This is a genomic window from Maribacter flavus, from assembly GCF_008386635.1.
Lineage (GTDB): Bacteria > Bacteroidota > Bacteroidia > Flavobacteriales > Flavobacteriaceae > Maribacter > Maribacter flavus.
In genome coordinates this window covers 259,424-276,423 of the sequence record NZ_VUOE01000002.1, presented here as the reverse complement: position 1 = coordinate 276,423, position 17,000 = coordinate 259,424, and the positions used below count along the sequence as shown (strand labels likewise).

Here is a 17,000-nt window from a genome sequence, read left to right as displayed (position 1 = left end):
AAATACTCAAACTTTTATATATCGATTCTAGTATGCAATCCTTGCTATATTTTTGTTAATCTTCTTAATATGAATCACTATCTTCAAAGGTGTTCGACACAGTGGCCGTGTGCTCGTCTACCTGCATAATCCACTTTTCATCATTGTACTTACCGCCTAGATTGGATACATAGGCATCATGCGCATCACTCTTATAATCATAATCCGCCAAATAGACGTAATACAGACCATTTTCTTTGTTGTAGAACTGTTGGGCGTTCAAGCCTTGGTCCTTTAGCTTTTGCATAAAGGCGTTCAAGTACTTTTTGTTGCTGTACACATTGGCAATAACATAGTAGCCAGATTTAACCCCCAACATATCCGCGCTTCCCAGCATTTTGATGGGCAGCTTGTTATATTTTTCGAAATCCTCCTCTGCGGCCCTACGTGCATGTTCCTCTTCCATTTTTTTGGCCGCTATCATGGTCCGCTCTTCTAATTTGAAATTTTGAAGGTTAGAGTCCACACTGTTCTTTATATCGTTGCGTAAAAGCCGTACGATGGTCTCGAACTTCTTTTCAAAAGCCAAAGTCCTCGCCTCCTCTATAGAATCCTGCCTTAGGATAAGCTCGTCAAGAATCAAACGGTTTTGGTAGGCCAGATCGTTCGGATTTATATTTTCCATAGCGTACGCCGCAACCGGATTGGTGATGGTCTCTTTTTCAGCTTCACGCTTTTCCTTTTTTCGAGTTTTATCACGCTCCGATATCAAATCGGCAATCTGCTCCTCATAATTCCGGACAATTGCATCTATCTTACTGTCCTCAGATCGATCTGCAATTGTAATGGACATGCCCTCATCCTTGAATTTGTAAGCCAAAGAAACTTCATGGTTCCACCCCAAATTGGATTCGTTCTGCGAGAGGTCCTTTTCTATCAAATATCCTAGGGACATTTTTTTGCTGAAGTTAAAGCCTACTCCGGCGGACATTCCATATTCTTGATCCAAAGTAGTCTGTAACCATCCATAATTGGGTAGATCCAACAGCAGGGAACCTAAATAGTACATGCTTCCATCCTCGTTTTTGCCCACTTGGGCCAAGGGCATCAATCGTGCGTCCTCAAAGAGCCCTCGGCCAGCGTTAAAGCTATGTGTGTACTGCATGGAGGCCTTTACGCTTCGGGTGGACAGGTTTGTCAAAAATTCATCCGTAGTTTGGTTGTATCGGAGTAAGTCCTGGGCATACAATCCAAAATCGAACTTTCCAATGGACAGGTTGATTCCCGGTTGTACGGCAATTTTACTCTCTTTTCTGGCATCGGATATTTCTGGATCGGCTTCGGAAATTACCACGCGGTTTTTATCCAGACCTTGATTAAAATAGGTAACGTTGGTTCCAAAGGTGAGCGTGCTTTTGTCACCCAATTTTACGGCAGTGGCGTAGTTGGCGTTGAAACCGAATTCCTGTACGACTCCAGACCATTGACTGTAAACACCAATTCCTATTGCGGTTCTGTCATTAAGCATATTGCTGAAACCAAGGAAGTAGTTTTGGGTATTGTCATCAAAAGTGGCGTATTGGTTCCTGTGCAAAATGTTGAGGTAGGATTTATTTTCCCTAACCAGTGAAAATGTAGGGTTGATCAAGTATCTATTATAGAACAGCTGATTGTGATAGGTGCTGCTCGAGTTCAAATTGGCATTCGATTCCTGGGCGAATCCAGCCATGCTTCCAACAAATAGGAACAGTAAAATGGGCAGTCCTATTAGTACCGATTTTTTTATAGCGAATTTCATTTGAGTAGGGTTAAAAGTTCAAGTAAATTGTGTCTTCAAAGGAATGGGGGTATCGAATTTTCCATGTTCCATAAATGGATTCCGATGTCCTTTGTTAGGTTCCGAATCTCTATATTTAGGGGATATATCAGTTAATGATCTTCTTCAAAAACGGATGTTGAATATTGGGTCCTCTCCTCGGTATTTAAAGCCTCCATCAACTGAAAGTCCCTGGCATGCTGTGTTTTTCCTTCCTGAGGGAACGAAAAGGCGACAAGTCCCGTCTTTCTTCCATCGCCTCCCCTATTGGACATCACATATCCCATTTGGCCGCTAGTGAACTGTATCGAGAAGTCGTCGCTTGGGCTGTTTATGGAACTGCCCATGTTCATGGCCAAACCAACGTTGCGTTTTTCCACTTCAACCATATAAACATCGAGCCCTCCATATCCTTGATGGCCTTCGGAGGCAAACACCAAGGTATTGCCTTCCATAACCTTTGGATACATTTCGTTTTTTGGGGTATTTACTTTGGTTCCTAAATTTTTGGCCACGCCTACCACACCATTTGTTTTTATGGTAGATACATAAATATCATACTCTCCAAAGGTACCGGGCATATTGGATGCAAAGAACAATCTGGTACCATCTTTTGAAATGGCCGGATGCAAGGCCGAATAATCATTGGGACACAAGGCCAGTTCCTTTATGGATTTCCATTCACCGTTTACCTTGTCCGCCCTAAAGATACGGTGAACTTTCTGTTTCTTTGAAAATAGGCCAGTTGTAGGTTTTACCATGACTTCCTTGCTGAAATAAGCAGTGTTACCATCCCTTGTTAAAACCATAGGGCTTTCGTAGTTTAATTCCCGCTCGTGTTTTACTTCCTGCTCTTTTACTACATAAGGCCTATCATTCCCAATTGAAGCCGTACTGTATTCCGAATTGATATATAAAGGCTTGAAGTAGCTCCTTCTCAATTGCCTCTTGGTTGAACTCATGGAAGCGTCCGTCATGTGATAGTCGGATTTTACCAGCTCCGTCCAGTTTTCATCGGTTTCGGCCTGTTTGGCCTCCTGTCCCAATTTGGACAGCGCATGATCGTACCGCTTTTGATAGGAGGCATCTAATTGACCATCGGCACTGATTTCCATCAACTTTTCGTACCAAAACAGCGCGGTCTCATAATTATGGGACAAAAAATGGGCGTTGCCCAAATCCTGATATATTTCCTTTTCAGTATAACCCAGGGATTTTAGGTCCTCATAGTTCTGTTGGCGCTTTTCCAACTCGCTCATACGAGCCGATTCATTGGAAACCGCCATTCCATTTTGGGCATTCAGCGTATAACATCCTATTAAAAGACTACACCCTATGACCATTTTGTAAGCTAACGTATTTCTCATAATACAGGTATTTGGGGTTCAACAGGTCAAAGTTCCCAAAAGATACCGTGCACTGACTTATTAAAAATTCATAGGTTTTACCCTTTTTTTGATGATTTCCTTAAAATTTTGTGTATTTCATCGAATAATTGTATCCGTTCATCCTAGAATTTCAGTTTCTAACTAAAAATTTTAATTAAGACATGGTTTATTTTTCTTAATTATTTGTTAATTATGTTAAAGGTTTGTAAATTGCTAGTACACAATACCAACACTATTTGATATGAGCACTTCTTCCAAAACAAACCCGAACATTAAATTACTTACGGACAACTTGGTTTTAATAATGTTCATTATAGCAGCCATGCTGTTCTTTCAGAACTACCATGAAATAGAAAATGAGATTTCAAGTGTTCTCCTTAATTCCCTGCACGACATTAACCATAGTATTGCCGAAACCAGGACAGGTAGGTAAAGTCATATAAGAGTACAAAATTATGGTTATTGAATAGTTTTAGGTGTCTCACTTAGGGGTTAGATGTTATAGTTAGGAACTGGTTTCATCTAAAAATTCCCTGTACTGAACTTAACCAATTCAACGGATTAGGTTACACTTTATACCCGATTTTCGACTAATTCTCTTTACTTGCTATTTATCCTTGCCCTTTAAATAATTCTTCAGGTCTTTATTCTCCAATATTTCATTTTCCGTCCCATTCATTCCTATTTCAAACATTGCTTTACCCAATTCAGTCGATTTGATACTAAAATTATTTCCCAAAAGTCTTAGGATTGGATAAAGATTTCGCATAACGCTATACATTACATTTGGTTCCTTTCTTTTTTCAACTGGATAAATATATCCTGGGCGGAAGGCGTAAAATTCCAAACCCAATTTATCAATTTGATTTTCAGCCATTCCCTTATAAAGGGCAAACGAAGTCCTACTTTTTTCGGTTCGGTCTGCTCCCGCTCCGCTGAGAAGACAGAGTTTTGCGTTTGGACTATTATCTTTTAGCATTTTGGCAAAACTTACCGCATAATCCACCGTAATTTCCTTGAATAGCTTATCTGATACACTACCGGTGTAAACGCCAATACAGAAAAAAGCACTATCAATATTCTTAAACAAATCCCGATGCTTGTCGTAATCCGTAAAATCATCAATAATTACCTCTTTTAACTTTAAGTGTGTAGTATTCGATTTCTTTCGAACTAATGATATTACTTCTCCAACATTTGAAGATGACAAAGAATGGCCTAAGATGATATTGCCAACCATACCTGATGCTCCTGCAATCAATACATTTTTCATAAACTAAAGTTTGTGCTTAAATCGGGATTTTGAAAGCGATGAAAACAGTAAAAATGCGGAAAGCAAAATATACAAGACCATTTCGGTAAAATAGGCGGTAAAACTCCATTGTTTGGACATAAATTCAAAAGTTTGTATGGTACATAAAACTGCGAGATTGGAAAAAAGCACTACCATAAGGTACGGTGTCCATTTCCATTTCAGAAAATACCCAAAAACAAATGTGCCGCCAGTAATCGTTATCAACAACCAATGGACAAATTGCACAGTCTTTGGGTAAGCAGCATTCTGTAAGTGGATAACAGGCGTAATTCCTGTGAAATATTCAAAAAAACCGCTCAATCCCCAAACTAACATTACCATTGTCCAAAGGAGCAACACAATTATCAAAATTTTAGATGCTATCTTCATTTCGTAAAATAGGTTTAATTCATACTTTGCCTAAATTCGTTAGGGCTCATGGCTGTTTTCTTTTTAAAGATTCTACTAAAATATTGTGGATACTCAAACCCTAATGCATAAGCAATTTCACTTGCACTTTCAATGGAATTTAACAGTCTGTTTTTTGCCTTTTCAATGATGTATTGATGAATATGGTCTTGGGTGCTTTGCCCTGTTTCCTTTCGCAGTAGGTCGCTTAGATACTTGGGCGACATATTCAGTGCTTCTCCGCAATACTGAACAGTTGGGATTCCAAATTCCAATTGTTTTTCTTGGTAGTAATACGCTTTTAATAATTGCTCAAATTGACTTGCTATATCCTGATTTAGATTGGTTCTGGTGTAAAATTGTCGGTCATAAAAACGAACACAATAATTCAATAACAAGGTTATGTTTGAAATTATCAAGGTTTGACTATGAGTGTCAAGGTTGATGCCAATTTCCCTTTCGATTTTATCGGCAATAGCTGCGACTGTTTTTCGTTCTTCATCGGATAGGTGTAAGGCTTCGTTCGATGCGTATGAAAAGAAAGAATACTGTTCAATTTTCTTTCCTAATTCCGATTTTCGAATCAAATCTGGATGAAAAGCTAAGGTCCAACCATGGCTTATTTCGGCCTTTTCAGTTTTTTTAAATTCCATTACCTGGTTTGGCGCAGTAAAAATTAATGTACCATCCTGATAGTCATACGAGTTTCTACCATAATTTAAAATAGTATAAGCGCAATTGTCTTTGAAACTAATCTGATATAACCCAATTGAATACCTGAAATTATCGACTTCCAAATCATTTAGCGCATCCCCAATTCTAAATACAGAAACAAGTGGATGTTTTGGCTTTACCAATCCTAAAAACTGATGAAGTTCTGATATCGTTTCAATCTTTATAAAGTCTTTCAATACACTCACTTTTATCTAAAAAAGCACATTTAATTTTAGGAATTTAAGTGTGCCTTTCCAATGCTTATTTTATGTTTAGATTCGTTTTCATCATACTGAGGAACTCAGCATCGTTCATCGTTCTTCTGGCTTCTAATAAATGCTCGGCATCCTGTCCCGCTATATATCTAAGAGTGCTTGTTCCGTCAGTTGCGGCATTGTAAATTACATCTGCCACGAGTTCTGGACTGTTTCTGTTATCAGCACTCATTAGTTGTTCAAAAGTAGTCATAACCCCTGATGCAAATTCGTTGTATTCCGTCAATTCATTATTGTGCTGAAAATCCATCGAACGACCGGAAAAATCTGTTTTTATGCTGCCCGGTTCTACTATTTTTACCTTTACTCCAATGGGTCCCAATTCGTATTGTAACGATTCTGAAAAACCTTCAACAGCAAATTTTGTGGCATGATAAAGTTGCATCATTGGAAAGGTTGTTTTACCGCCCACGGATGATATATTGATGAACATACCGTCCTTATTTTTTCTAAAATGCGGCAATACAGCCCTTGTCACATCAAAAAGCCCAAGTACGTTTACATCAAACTGTCTCGTAATATTTTCCCTCGCTACAGATTCAAAAGTGCCCAGTATACCATATCCGGCATTATTTAAAACGACATCAATTTTTCCAAACGTATCGATTCCTTCTTCGATTGCATTTGTGATACTTGTTAAATCTTGAACATCCAGTTTGGTTACTAAAACGTTATCTAAAGATGTTAATTCATTTTCTTTTTCAGGACTACGCATAGTAGCAATAACATTCCAGCCTTTTGCCTGAAACTTTTTCGTCGTAGCTTTTCCAATGCCTGATGATGCTCCCGTTATTAAAATTGTTTTGCCCATATTCTTTAATTAAAATTAATACAATGAATTATGAAGCCAAGTTAGGGCACCAAAAAAGAGTGAGTGTATTCAAATAGCCAAGTGTTGTATACTTTTTTCTTAAAAAAGAATGGCCCTACTCCTAACTATTTTTTTCCAACAAATAAATTGGCCACCAAGGCACCAATAATCATCAGGATTCCCAATAGACTAAAAAAGGAGTAGAAGTCCCCAAACCAAAATATGCCTATAGTCAGCGTAAAAATTACCTCAATATATTTCAGCGGAGCGACCAGGGTCGTTTTGGCCACTTGAAAGGCCTTGGTCATGAACAATTGACCAAAAAAACCAAAAAAACCTAGGCTTAACAACAAGAACCAGTCATTTCCCTTTGGCAGCATAAAATTATTTATGCTCAACAAGCCTCCTATCAGGGTGGCGGTAAACATAAAATAGTTCACCACCACCAAGGGATGATCCCCATTACCGATCCTGCGAATCAGCACATAGACCAGCCCACTAAATACGGAGGCCGTTAATACCAATAACAGACCCGTTGTATCCAAATCTTCCCCAAAACCCTTTATGACCAAAACACCACAAAAGGCTATTAAAAAAAGTAACCATTGTACGGCCCGCAACTTTTCTTTCAACCAAAAGACCGCAAAAAAGGTGGCAAAGATGGGGGCGATATATCTTAAGGAAACGGCAGTGCCCACAGGGATGTATTTTAAGGACATGAAAAAAAGGCTCATGGCCGTTAAGCCTGCAAACGACCTATAGAGCATGAGCTTTTTGTTGTTCCCTAATATGGGTATGCCTTTTATAAGAATGTAGGAGGTAGCCAAGAACAGCGAGCCTATGGACCTGAAAAAAACGATTTCAAACGTGGGAAAATGGTTCAGATACTTTACGAATGCGTTCATCAAGGTGAACGAGAACGTACTAATGACCATGTACAGGACGGCTTTCTTCAAAGGCTGGTTTTGCTTTGTGCAAAGTTACGGGAAGGAAACCGGATAACATATGGGTCCCGATAATTTCAAGGATTTGAAAGGATTAAAGTGCCTTAGTAAGGTTAAAATTATATGCCAACAACCCATATTTTTTAACGGTTGACAATAAATTCCGAACAAAATCACCTTAAATTGAATTTAAAGTCCTAAAAACAAGCAAGTATGAAAAAATCGATATATTATTGTAACATTTTGAGACAATAAATTTTAAACAAGGGATATTGATGTTACCAAAAAATAGTGCCATACTAATTCTGTTCTTCGCCTGCGCCCAATTGGCCATAGGTCAAGAAGTAATACAATTATTTGATGGAACCGCACCAGGCTCTGAGACATGGGATTGGAACGAAGGTCTGAGCGAAAACAACCTTTTTAATACCAAGGTCGTCTACAACGTCACGGATCCTACAATCACTGCCTATCTACCCCCCAAGGCTTTGGCGAATGGAACTGCGGTAATCGTTGCACCGGGTGGAGCCTTTCATACCCTAAGTATTCAATCCGAAGGTATCGATGTGGCCAAATGGCTCAATAGTAAAGGAATCGCGGCTTTTGTTCTAAAGTATCGGGTAGCGAGAAGCTTTACCGATGACCCCGTAAAGGAACTCATGGGTAAAATGAACGATTTCGAGGCGCTGGACAAGGAAAACGAACCTATCATCCCACTTGCTATGAATGATGGACTAAAGGCCATGGAATATGTTCGGAAAAATGCCGAAAGCATGAATATCGACCCTGAAAAAATCGGGTTTATGGGCTTTTCGGCCGGTGGCACCTTGACGATGTCGGTTCTGTACAATTCCAATGAGAGCAACCGACCCAACTTTGTTGCGCCTATCTATGCCTATGAACCGGCAATCATCGGTTCTGAAATACCATGGGAAGAGACCCCCATCTACATTGCTGTGGCAAGCGATGATCAACTGGGCATGGTACCGTACAGTATCAATATTTACAACAAATGGTTCAAGGCCGGGCAACCCGCGGAACTTCATATTTATGAGAAAGGAGGGCATGGATTTGGCATGCGAACACAAAACCTGCCGACCGATACATGGTACGAATCCTTTGGGGCATGGCTGAAAATGCATGGATTTATGGAAGGTTCTACCAACCTCTCCCCGTTTCAAAGACCCACTAGCCCAAATGACTCCCTACGATCCGTTTTATTGAATGCGGACAAGAAACTGGAATTTAAAATTTATGCCCCAATGGCGGAGGAAGTATCCGTTTCCGGGGATTTCCCAAATGGCTTTCCGGGAATTGCATTGAAAAAGAATTACTTGGGTGTTTGGTCCGGTCAGACAGAAAATGAAGTTACCCCTGATATTTATACGTATGACTTTACCGTGAACAAAATCAAGACCTTGGATCCTAAAAATACCCTGGTCAAGGAAAGTCTGAACGGTTTCTCAAATCTTGTAGAGATTGAAGGAAAGGAAAATGACTTTCAAACCAGAAAGGATGTTCCGCACGGTCGAGTCGAAAAAGTTTGGTATACCTCCAAAACTTTGGATGGTGCCCAAAGACGGCTACATGTCTACCTCCCACCTATGTACGATCGATTAAAAAAGAAGGAAAATCTTCCAGTCCTGTATTTATTGCACGGTGGAGGCGATAATGATGCATCCTGGACCACAGCGGGCAGGGCCAACGTGATTTTGGATAATCTGTACGCCGAAGGAAAACTGGCCCCCATGATCGTGGTAATGCCCAGCGGACATACCGGTAAAGAAGGATTTTTCATGGGTGCGGGACCACAACAAGATCCCTTTTGCGGGGATTTGCTAAACGAAATCATCCCATTCATAGAAAACACGTATCCCGTTTCCACAAAACGTTCTGACAGGGCTATTGCCGGACTTTCCATGGGAGGTGTACAGACCTTGAACACCGCACTTTGGAATCCGGAATTGTTCGGTTATGTGATACCTATGAGTACCGGCTATTTTTCTCCAAACATCAAGGAAATAAAGGAAAATTATGCCGATGTAATGGAAAACGAAGAAATCAATCGGTTTGAACTTTTCCAAATTTACATGGGTGGCGAAGCCGATATCGCCTACCAAAACAACTTGAACATGATGGCCATGTTCGACGACTTCGGAATCAAATACAACTATACAAATAGTGAAGGTGGCCATACCTTCCGGGCATGGCGACGAAATCTACACAATTTTGCGCCCTTACTGTTTAAAAAGAAATAATGCTTAAACGCGATAAGGATGAAACTAAAGAATTTTGGTGTACTACTCGTCTTGCTTACGTATGGAGTACAAGCCCAAACCATACAGACGAAAGATGGAATGGTAAAAGGCTACACCAGTAACGATATCCAAATTTTTAAGGGAATCCCCTTCGCCCAGCCCCCAGTAGGAGATTTGCGATGGAAGTCGCCACAACCTGTAACCCCGTGGGAGGGCGTAAAGGAATGTACCGAATTCGGGCCCAGTCCCATACAGAACAAACCGGAACCTTTTCTATGTTGGACCGAAGAATTTATTGCCAAACCTGAGCCCTTGAGCGAGGATTGCCTGTACCTGAACATTTGGACGCCCGCAAAATCCGAAACCGAAAAACTGCCCGTTTTTGTCTGGATCTATGGGGGTGGATTAAGTTCAGGGTCGGCCAACTGCGATATTTATGACGGTGCCCAGATGGCGGAACAGGGCGTTGTTTATGTCAGTATCAATTATCGTGTTGGGGTCTTAGGGTTTATGGCGCACCCAGAATTGAGTGCGGAATCCGGCAATAATGCCTCTGGAAATTACGGTTTCATGGACCAACTTCAAGCCCTGAAATGGGTGAAAAACAATATTGAGGTCTTTGGCGGCGATCCTAACAATGTGACCATTGCAGGGCAATCTGCCGGATCCTTTAGCGTGAATGCCCAGATTGCCTCTCCTTTGGCATCGGGATATTTTCATAAGGCCATTACCCAAAGCGGAGGGATTTTAAGCGGTCGGTTGATGCAAGATCTAGTATCGGCAGAGCAGCAAGGTCTGGCCTTCCAAAAACTTGCCGGCGCTTCTTCCCTATCGGATTTACGAAAAATACCTGCGGACGAACTTCAGAAAACAAGTTCACAACGGGAAGCGGGAAGGTTTGGGGTGGTTTTGGACGACTACTTCCTGCCGACCGATTTGCTACAGTCCTTCAAGGATGGGAAACAGAATCAGGTTTCCGTACTATCGGGTTGGTTGCCCGGTGATGCGGCCCTCTTTCCCGTAAACGATATTACCTCGGATTCCTTCAAAGAACAGGTTTTTAAGAATTATGGGGATAGAACGGGTGAATTTCTGGAGTATTTTCCCGCCAACACCAATGAAGAGGCCGCCGAATCCCAAAAGAAATTGAACCTTTTGAATTTCGCGGGTATACCTAGTTACCTGTTGGCCAAATACATGGACAAGGACGTATGGTTGTATGAATTTACCCATGTTCCCACGGACAAACCTGGTTTTCCCAATTATGGGGCCTTCCATACCTCAGAAGTGCCTTTTGCCCTTCATACCTTAGATCAGTGGCAACGGGACTGGAAGCCTGCGGAGCGTACCTTGGAAAATCAAATGTCCGGTTATTGGGTCAATTTTGCCAAAACCGGGAATCCAAATGGGGAAAACTTACCAAACTGGGAACCTTATGATTTGAATACCGGAAATATAATGGTTTTTGATACGGGTGATTTAGGTATGCAAAACAGATACAAGGACGAATTTGAGTTTTTAACCCGTATCATGCAATAGAAAATCTATTACGGCTTCAAACTACTGCAAACACACGCTTTTTTACTGTTTTTTAATTTCACCATAGCGGTGCTATGCTTAAATTAAGAAAACACTTGTGTTTATTGTATTTTGAACCCTCATGACGATGTCCTAATGCATAATCCGGGTTTGCCGAATTGATTTTTTCGTTTTGGCTATGATATAAAAAGGCCCGCTTTCCTGCGGGCCTTTCTTAATTTATAACTCATGGACTATGCTTCACAACTAGCACAATCTTTCTTCTGCTTGAACTTCTGTGCCGCGTTCATACTATGTTGATAGTACAATGACTTCAAGCCCAGTTTCCAAGCCGTTACATGGATTTTGTTGATTTCCTTCACAGGCATTTCCGGGTGGACGATGATGTTCACGGATTGCCCTTGGTCAATATGGTTCTGCCTATTAGCCGCTTGATAAATGATATCCATTTGGTCGATTTCGGAATACGTCTTGAACACGTCTTTCTCCTCTTGGGTCAAGAAATCCAGGTGTTGCACGGAACCGTCAAAATCCCGGATACTTCTCCAAACTTCGGTGGTGTTCTTTCCTTTTTCTTCCAAAAGCACTTCCAAATATGGGTTTCTGATCGTGGTTTTTACCTTTGCGATATCCTTTACATAGGTGTTGGACCAGATGGGTTCGATTCCTTGTGAAACCTGACCCAAAATGAATGCTGAAGATGTTGTAGGTGCGATGGCGTTCAAGGTCGCATTACGTCTTCCATAACCTTTTAGGACGGCTGGTTCCCCAAATTTCTCCGCCAACTCCTCGGATGCTTTATAGGACTTATCCTTAATTGTCTTGAAAATCTCACTGTTCAAATTATAGGCTTCCCGACTATCGAAGGCCAACATTTTGGACTGTAGGAAAGAATGCCATCCTAAAACCCCAAGACCCAAGGCGCGGTTGTCCTTCGCAAAATTATAGGCACGTTCCATAAACAGGAAGGTCTGGCGGTCCTCTCTGCTATCGGAATCACGGTAGGCCTCCAATTTTTCGCAGAATTCAGTAATCACGGCATCCAGGAAGTATACCATAGTTTCCACGGCATCGGTATTTTTCCATTTATCGTAATGCAAAAGGTTTACGGAGGACAATACACAAACGAAAGACCAATTGTCATTGGAAGGCAACATGATTTCCGTACAAAGGTTACTGGCGTAGATAGGCAGGTTTTTATCCTTGAATACATCTGCAGCACCGTTGTTCGCATTATCCTTGAAGAAGATATATGGGTAGCCCATTTCGCCCCTTCGCTGTAATACTTTGGCCCAGATAGCCCTTTTATCGGTATCGCCATCTACCATCTCCTGCATCCATTCGTTGGTAACCGTTACCCCGTGGGTCAACTCTTGAATAGGATTTCCTTCCGTTCCGATTTCCAAGAACTCCTTAATATCCGGATGCTCCACAGGTAAATAGGGTGAAAAACGACCGCGACGTACGGAACCCTGACTAACGACATCCACCATGGATTCAAACAATTGCATGATATGCACGGCACCGGAAGCCTGACCGTTGTTCTTAACCTCTGCCCCGCGATGTCTGATTTTTCCGAAATAGCCAGATGTTCCTCCACCTAATTTGGACATCATGCCCACTTCTGATTGGGTGTAAAGGATGTTTCCCATATCATCATCGATGTGCGACCCAAAACAACTGATAGGCAATCCCCTCTGTTTACCAAAGTTAGACCATACAGGTGAGGCCAACGAGAAAAAGCCTTCGCTCATGTAGCCATAGAATTTATCGGAAAATCCTGGAATCTTCAGAATAGCCTCTGCCCTATCGGCAATTTCACGGATTCGTTCCTCCGGGGTAACTCCTTTTGTAAGGTAGCCCGATGCCAAAAAATTTCGGCTATGGTCGTTCAACCAGGCAAATCCCTTTCCTTGCCCCTTCTCTTCGGACAAGTTCTTCAATGCCTCTTTTCTGGCTTGCACCAGTTGGTCTGAACCCTTTAATACTTTTCCTTCTTGTACTACTTCGTTTTGTAGGTTTAGTTTTGTCTCGTTCATGTTAAAATAAGTCGTCGCTGGTTATACTTTGTGTTCTTTTGCTATAGTTGATAGATCTTTTCACGAAAAAGTCTCCGTGTTTGGTACCGATAATCTCATCGTCAAACCACTCGGTCTGCGCCAATAAATTTTCGTCTACCTCAAATATTTTGTCGATTCCTATGCTGTCCAGGGAATCGTTGAATCGCTTTTTAATGAACTCTTTTACCAAAACCTTAGGCAAAAAGTCGATTTCTCCTGCCTCAAAAATCCAATCGATGATATCACTTTCAGCTTCGAAAGCATCCTTACACATATCCTGAACCATGGCGTGGTATTCCACATCGAACCAATCCGGATTTTCATCCTTTATGATATTAATGATGTCGATACCAAAATCCCCGTGGATCTGCTCCTCTTTGGAAGTGGCCTCCACCACATTAGAGATACCCTTCAACATGTTCTTATATTTGTTAAAGGCCATGATGATCAAGAACTGGGAGAACAGGGAAACGTGTTCAATGAACAGGGAGAATAAAAGGATGGATTCCGCATACTCTTTATTGTCCTCGCTCTTTGCATTCTTGAGGGCGGTCTCCAAATAATGGACACGCTTCATAATAACGGGCTTCTTCTTCAGGGTTTTGAATTCTTGGTTCAAGCCCAGGATTTCCAGTAGATGGGAGTACGCATCGTGGTGCCTCACTTCACTTTCGGCAAAAGTGGCGCCTACGGAACCTATTTCAGGCTTGGGCATTTTGTGATAGATATCGCCCCAAAAACTTTTTACGGCTACCTCAATTTGTGAAATGGCCAACATGGTATTCTTGATGGCACTACGCTCGGTATCATTAAGACGGGTCTTAAAGTCCTGTATATCACTGGTAAAATTAAACTCGGTATGAATCCAATACGAATGTCTTATTGCCGGTACATACTCGTACAAGGCAGGATATTCGTAGGGTTTTAGGTTGATGCGTTTCTCAAAAATGTTCGACTTTCTTTTTTGGGCCTGTTCGTTTCTGTAAAGGATGTAGGCCTTGGCCACTTCAAAAAAGCCACCTTCCATTAATTTCTTCTCCACAAAGTCCTGGACTTCCTCTACGGTAGGTTTGTAAGCGTCATCTGCCCTTTTTCTCTCCAGCAGCGCCGAGTAAACGGTTTCTGAAATTTTTTCGGCATCACCGGGACCACCAAGTTCCACTGCGGTCATTGCCTTCAAAATTGCATTCGTTATCTTCTCTAATTGAAAGGGTTTAGTGGTAAAGTCCCTTTTGATGACTTCCGTTATCTCCATGTTAATAAAAGGTTAAAATGAAACTATTTTCGAGAGGTATAAAGGTCAAATTTTTAACCCTTAAATGGTAGGTGGGACGTTTTAGTTTTTCAACAGTTTTATCAACAATTAAAAACCCGAACTGAATAAAAAAGCAAAAATATAATTTTTAAATACCTGTTTTTCAGTTATTTAAAAACAAACAAATAAAGTTACAAATTACCTTGAATACCCGGCAGCACTCAATTTAGTACGTCTTAGGGTTACAATTATAATCGATCTAAAGGCCTTCAAAAGATATAAAAACCTATACCCCTAAAATAGTGGCAAATAGGACCTGTATAAATGCGCGCCCATCCTCTAAATTTTTACAAATTGATGTATTATAAATTTTAAAAAACAAAAATAATCCTCCTGTATTTTTTTGGTCAATAGAAATATATCCACTGTACATGGGTTTGACCAATAGGATTTTTTTTGTTATTTCCGGCGTTTGATTGTTGATTACGTACTTTTCGATTTTCTTCTAGCGTCTTATGTATGCGTTACATCTAAATTTGTGTCCCAAATGTTCTAAAAAAGAGACATTATCAGTTTTATGTTTCATTGGTAAGACGTAACACATCACTAGGTATGCAAAATTGTAAATGCCCTATACCGTAATAGAGTCCCAAAAAAAACGAATGGCACAGCTTCTACTCCCTTAGCCAGGTCCGCTATTTAGGCTCAACGGTAACGATAACCCGTTTGTACCTTGTTAAGGAAGGGCTGCCTTTATCGGAGAGCTTTAAAATAAAATGAAGGGTTTCCTTTTTATCCACTTCAGGTGCCGTAAGGTTCACGATATGAACGTTCTCCGCCCCCATATAGATTTCCTTTTGATACGTACTTTCCTCTGGATAGTGAAACCATAAATAACTTAGGTTATCCCTATCTGGGTCGGTAGAATTAAAAGCATCCAGACTGAAAGCTTCGCCCGATTTTACGGTAAATTCCTCCGGATGGGTCAAACCGGGAACCGGCGGGTGATTCGCTTCTTCGTATGGCATCAAACACCAGTCCATACGCGCGGCAAAATCATTTTGAAAATCATCCCGCCACCGCCACAAGGTGGCCTTATTATTCTTGAACGTTAGGGTGTCTCTTTTTACGCTTCTCCCATATTGTTGGGGCACATAAGGCGTATACGTATCATCGACATTCGTCCAAATAGCCCGGGTCTCGGGAGCAATGGTTACCACCGAACTTCCTTTTTTGGTCTTGTCAAATTCCGGTTTATAAAGCGCATATCGGCCGCCCCATGCGCCCCATTCCGGATGTTCGGGTGCATTGAGTCCGTTGGGTATCAAGGACAAAAAAGCAGGCGTATCCCCTTCCATGCCCCAGGCCACATCGGGATATTCCGCACCTAAGGGCCCATGGTCCTGCTGAATATTTTTAGTAATCCAAGCATTGCTTATGGTGCTGTTATCGATTCCGTTGACATACGTATTGATTCCCGTCCAAGTGGCCGAGGCATAGTGATCTCCCGGGGAAACTATATAAAACAGCTCCGGAAACGTATTGCGTATCCAAAGGCCGCTGTCATCCTGATCGGAAATGGTATATACCCGCAGTTTTGAGATCATCCGCTTCGCTTCGCTCTTACTTTTCGTTTGTTTTATTTTATGGAGGGATTGCGCCAAGGTATTTACACCGCCCCAAACCGAAATCCATAACGGGCGATCATCCTTTTCTTCCAAGACCTTAATGATCCATTCGGAACCCTCGGAATCTTTACCGTCGCCTACACCGTCCATACCGTACACCGGAAGTCCCTTTTTGATCAAGGATAATAGTTCTTCCGATTCCGGATAGCCAGATTCGTGCTTTAACAAGTTGGGTTGTACTTTGCCATATCCTCGGATGACCCTGGCAATGGACTCCGGATGTATTTTGTTTTGCATCCAGCAGGAGGTGGTTGCCACCAGTCCCTTGATATCAATTTGATTGGAATAGAGCAGCAAACGCACCAAGGACTGCGTATCATCTGGATCGGCTTCAATATCCGTTAGGATAATGACCCTGTTTTTTTGATGGGTTTGGGCAAGCGATAAATTGCTGACGAGCAAACAAAAGGAAAGGAACCATAAAAACGTCTTCATAGAAGTAAAGTTACCGGTGCAGCATAAGAATTCGTACACCTTTTTAGTATTGATTAAGTTGGTCTAATTTTATACATGGATGCTAAAGTTAACAAAAGCGAAGTAACAGCATTGCTGTTTCTTTGCCTTAAAAATT

13 protein-coding genes are annotated in these 17,000 nt (G+C 41.3%); 3 read left to right on the top strand and 10 right to left on the bottom strand.

Annotated features, from left to right (window positions below):
• Window positions 1-64: 64 nt before the first annotated feature.
• Both F0361_RS11475 and F0361_RS11470 read right to left on the bottom strand, forming a co-directional pair.
• The gene (locus tag F0361_RS11475) at window positions 65-1,777 is read right to left on the bottom strand and encodes a PorP/SprF family type IX secretion system membrane protein (RefSeq protein ID WP_154918748.1); all 1,713 of its coding nucleotides are present in this window, start codon (window positions 1,775-1,777) and stop codon (window positions 65-67) included.
• A 131-nt stretch (window positions 1,778-1,908) separates the two neighbouring features.
• Window positions 1,909-3,162 (bottom strand): TolB family protein, encoded by a 1,254-nt coding sequence (locus tag F0361_RS11470; protein WP_154918747.1) that lies wholly within the window; start codon window positions 3,160-3,162, stop codon window positions 1,909-1,911.
• Between the two features lie 262 nt (window positions 3,163-3,424).
• On the opposite strand from F0361_RS11470, the gene F0361_RS11465 reads away from it, so the two are divergent.
• Complete coding sequence (locus tag F0361_RS11465; RefSeq protein ID WP_154918746.1) at window positions 3,425-3,616, top strand: hypothetical protein; 192 nt, start codon at window positions 3,425-3,427, stop codon at window positions 3,614-3,616.
• Between the two features lie 174 nt (window positions 3,617-3,790).
• Here the strand turns inward: F0361_RS11465 and F0361_RS11460 are convergent, their stop codons facing one another.
• From F0361_RS11460 to F0361_RS11440, 5 genes are all read right to left on the bottom strand, one after another.
• A complete protein-coding gene (locus F0361_RS11460; protein ID WP_154918745.1) occupies window positions 3,791-4,456 on the bottom strand; it encodes a Rossmann-fold NAD(P)-binding domain-containing protein in 666 nt (221 codons plus the stop codon).
• A gap of 3 nt (window positions 4,457-4,459) precedes the next feature.
• Window positions 4,460-4,867 carry a hypothetical protein gene (locus F0361_RS11455; RefSeq protein WP_154918744.1) on the bottom strand — a complete coding sequence of 136 codons (408 nt, stop codon included), beginning with the start codon at window positions 4,865-4,867 and terminating at the stop codon, window positions 4,460-4,462.
• 14 nt (window positions 4,868-4,881) lie between these two features.
• Entirely contained in the window at window positions 4,882-5,805 is a 924-nt protein-coding gene (locus F0361_RS11450; protein WP_246160875.1) for a helix-turn-helix domain-containing protein, read from the bottom strand.
• Window positions 5,806-5,860: 55 nt separating this feature from the next.
• Window positions 5,861-6,685 (bottom strand): SDR family oxidoreductase, encoded by an 825-nt coding sequence (locus tag F0361_RS11445; protein ID WP_154918742.1) that lies wholly within the window; start codon window positions 6,683-6,685, stop codon window positions 5,861-5,863.
• Window positions 6,686-6,810: 125 nt separating this feature from the next.
• Window positions 6,811-7,641 (bottom strand): DMT family transporter, encoded by an 831-nt coding sequence (locus tag F0361_RS11440; protein WP_262713842.1) that lies wholly within the window; start codon window positions 7,639-7,641, stop codon window positions 6,811-6,813.
• Window positions 7,642-7,904: 263 nt separating this feature from the next.
• On the opposite strand from F0361_RS11440, the gene F0361_RS18845 reads away from it, so the two are divergent.
• Together F0361_RS18845 and F0361_RS11430 are read left to right on the top strand one after the other, a co-directional pair.
• Window positions 7,905-9,887: an alpha/beta hydrolase-fold protein gene (locus F0361_RS18845; protein WP_211361167.1), complete on the top strand. Its 1,983-nt coding sequence runs from the start codon at window positions 7,905-7,907 to the stop codon at window positions 9,885-9,887.
• A gap of 18 nt (window positions 9,888-9,905) precedes the next feature.
• A complete protein-coding gene (locus F0361_RS11430) occupies window positions 9,906-11,426 on the top strand; it encodes a carboxylesterase/lipase family protein (RefSeq protein ID WP_154918741.1) in 1,521 nt (506 codons plus the stop codon).
• A gap of 233 nt (window positions 11,427-11,659) precedes the next feature.
• Here F0361_RS11430 and F0361_RS11425 read toward each other — a convergent pair whose 3' ends face one another.
• The 3 genes from F0361_RS11425 to F0361_RS11415 all read right to left on the bottom strand — a co-directional run bounded on the left by F0361_RS11425 (window position 11,660) and on the right by F0361_RS11415 (window position 16,864).
• On the bottom strand, window positions 11,660-13,465 hold the full coding sequence (locus F0361_RS11425; RefSeq protein WP_154918740.1) for a ribonucleoside-diphosphate reductase subunit alpha: 1,806 nt from the start codon (window positions 13,463-13,465) through the stop codon (window positions 11,660-11,662).
• A 1-nt stretch (window position 13,466) separates the two neighbouring features.
• A complete protein-coding gene (locus tag F0361_RS11420) occupies window positions 13,467-14,741 on the bottom strand; it encodes a ribonucleotide-diphosphate reductase subunit beta (protein WP_138258602.1) in 1,275 nt (424 codons plus the stop codon).
• A gap of 695 nt (window positions 14,742-15,436) precedes the next feature.
• Window positions 15,437-16,864, bottom strand: a complete 1,428-nt coding sequence (locus F0361_RS11415; protein ID WP_154918739.1) for a DUF1593 domain-containing protein — start codon at window positions 16,862-16,864, stop codon at window positions 15,437-15,439.
• Window positions 16,865-17,000 lie beyond the last annotated feature (136 nt).

What these genes read in the sequence shown, in the direction of transcription:
- F0361_RS11475 (WP_154918748.1), bottom strand. Translation starts at nt 1,777, where the DNA reads ATGAAATTCGCTATAAAAAAATCGGTACTAATAGGACTGCCCATTTTA.
- F0361_RS11470 (WP_154918747.1), bottom strand. Translation starts at nt 3,162, where the DNA reads ATGAGAAATACGTTAGCTTACAAAATGGTCATAGGGTGTAGTCTTTTA.
- F0361_RS11465 (WP_154918746.1), top strand. Translation starts at nt 3,425, where the DNA reads ATGAGCACTTCTTCCAAAACAAACCCGAACATTAAATTACTTACGGAC.
- F0361_RS11460 (WP_154918745.1), bottom strand. Translation starts at nt 4,456, where the DNA reads ATGAAAAATGTATTGATTGCAGGAGCATCAGGTATGGTTGGCAATATC.
- F0361_RS11455 (WP_154918744.1), bottom strand. Translation starts at nt 4,867, where the DNA reads ATGAAGATAGCATCTAAAATTTTGATAATTGTGTTGCTCCTTTGGACA.
- F0361_RS11445 (WP_154918742.1), bottom strand. Translation starts at nt 6,685, where the DNA reads ATGGGCAAAACAATTTTAATAACGGGAGCATCATCAGGCATTGGAAAA.
- F0361_RS18845 (WP_211361167.1), top strand. Translation starts at nt 7,905, where the DNA reads ATGTTACCAAAAAATAGTGCCATACTAATTCTGTTCTTCGCCTGCGCC.
- F0361_RS11430 (WP_154918741.1), top strand. Translation starts at nt 9,906, where the DNA reads ATGAAACTAAAGAATTTTGGTGTACTACTCGTCTTGCTTACGTATGGA.
- F0361_RS11425 (WP_154918740.1), bottom strand. Translation starts at nt 13,465, where the DNA reads ATGAACGAGACAAAACTAAACCTACAAAACGAAGTAGTACAAGAAGGA.
- F0361_RS11420 (WP_138258602.1), bottom strand. Translation starts at nt 14,741, where the DNA reads ATGGAGATAACGGAAGTCATCAAAAGGGACTTTACCACTAAACCCTTT.
- F0361_RS11415 (WP_154918739.1), bottom strand. Translation starts at nt 16,864, where the DNA reads ATGAAGACGTTTTTATGGTTCCTTTCCTTTTGTTTGCTCGTCAGCAAT.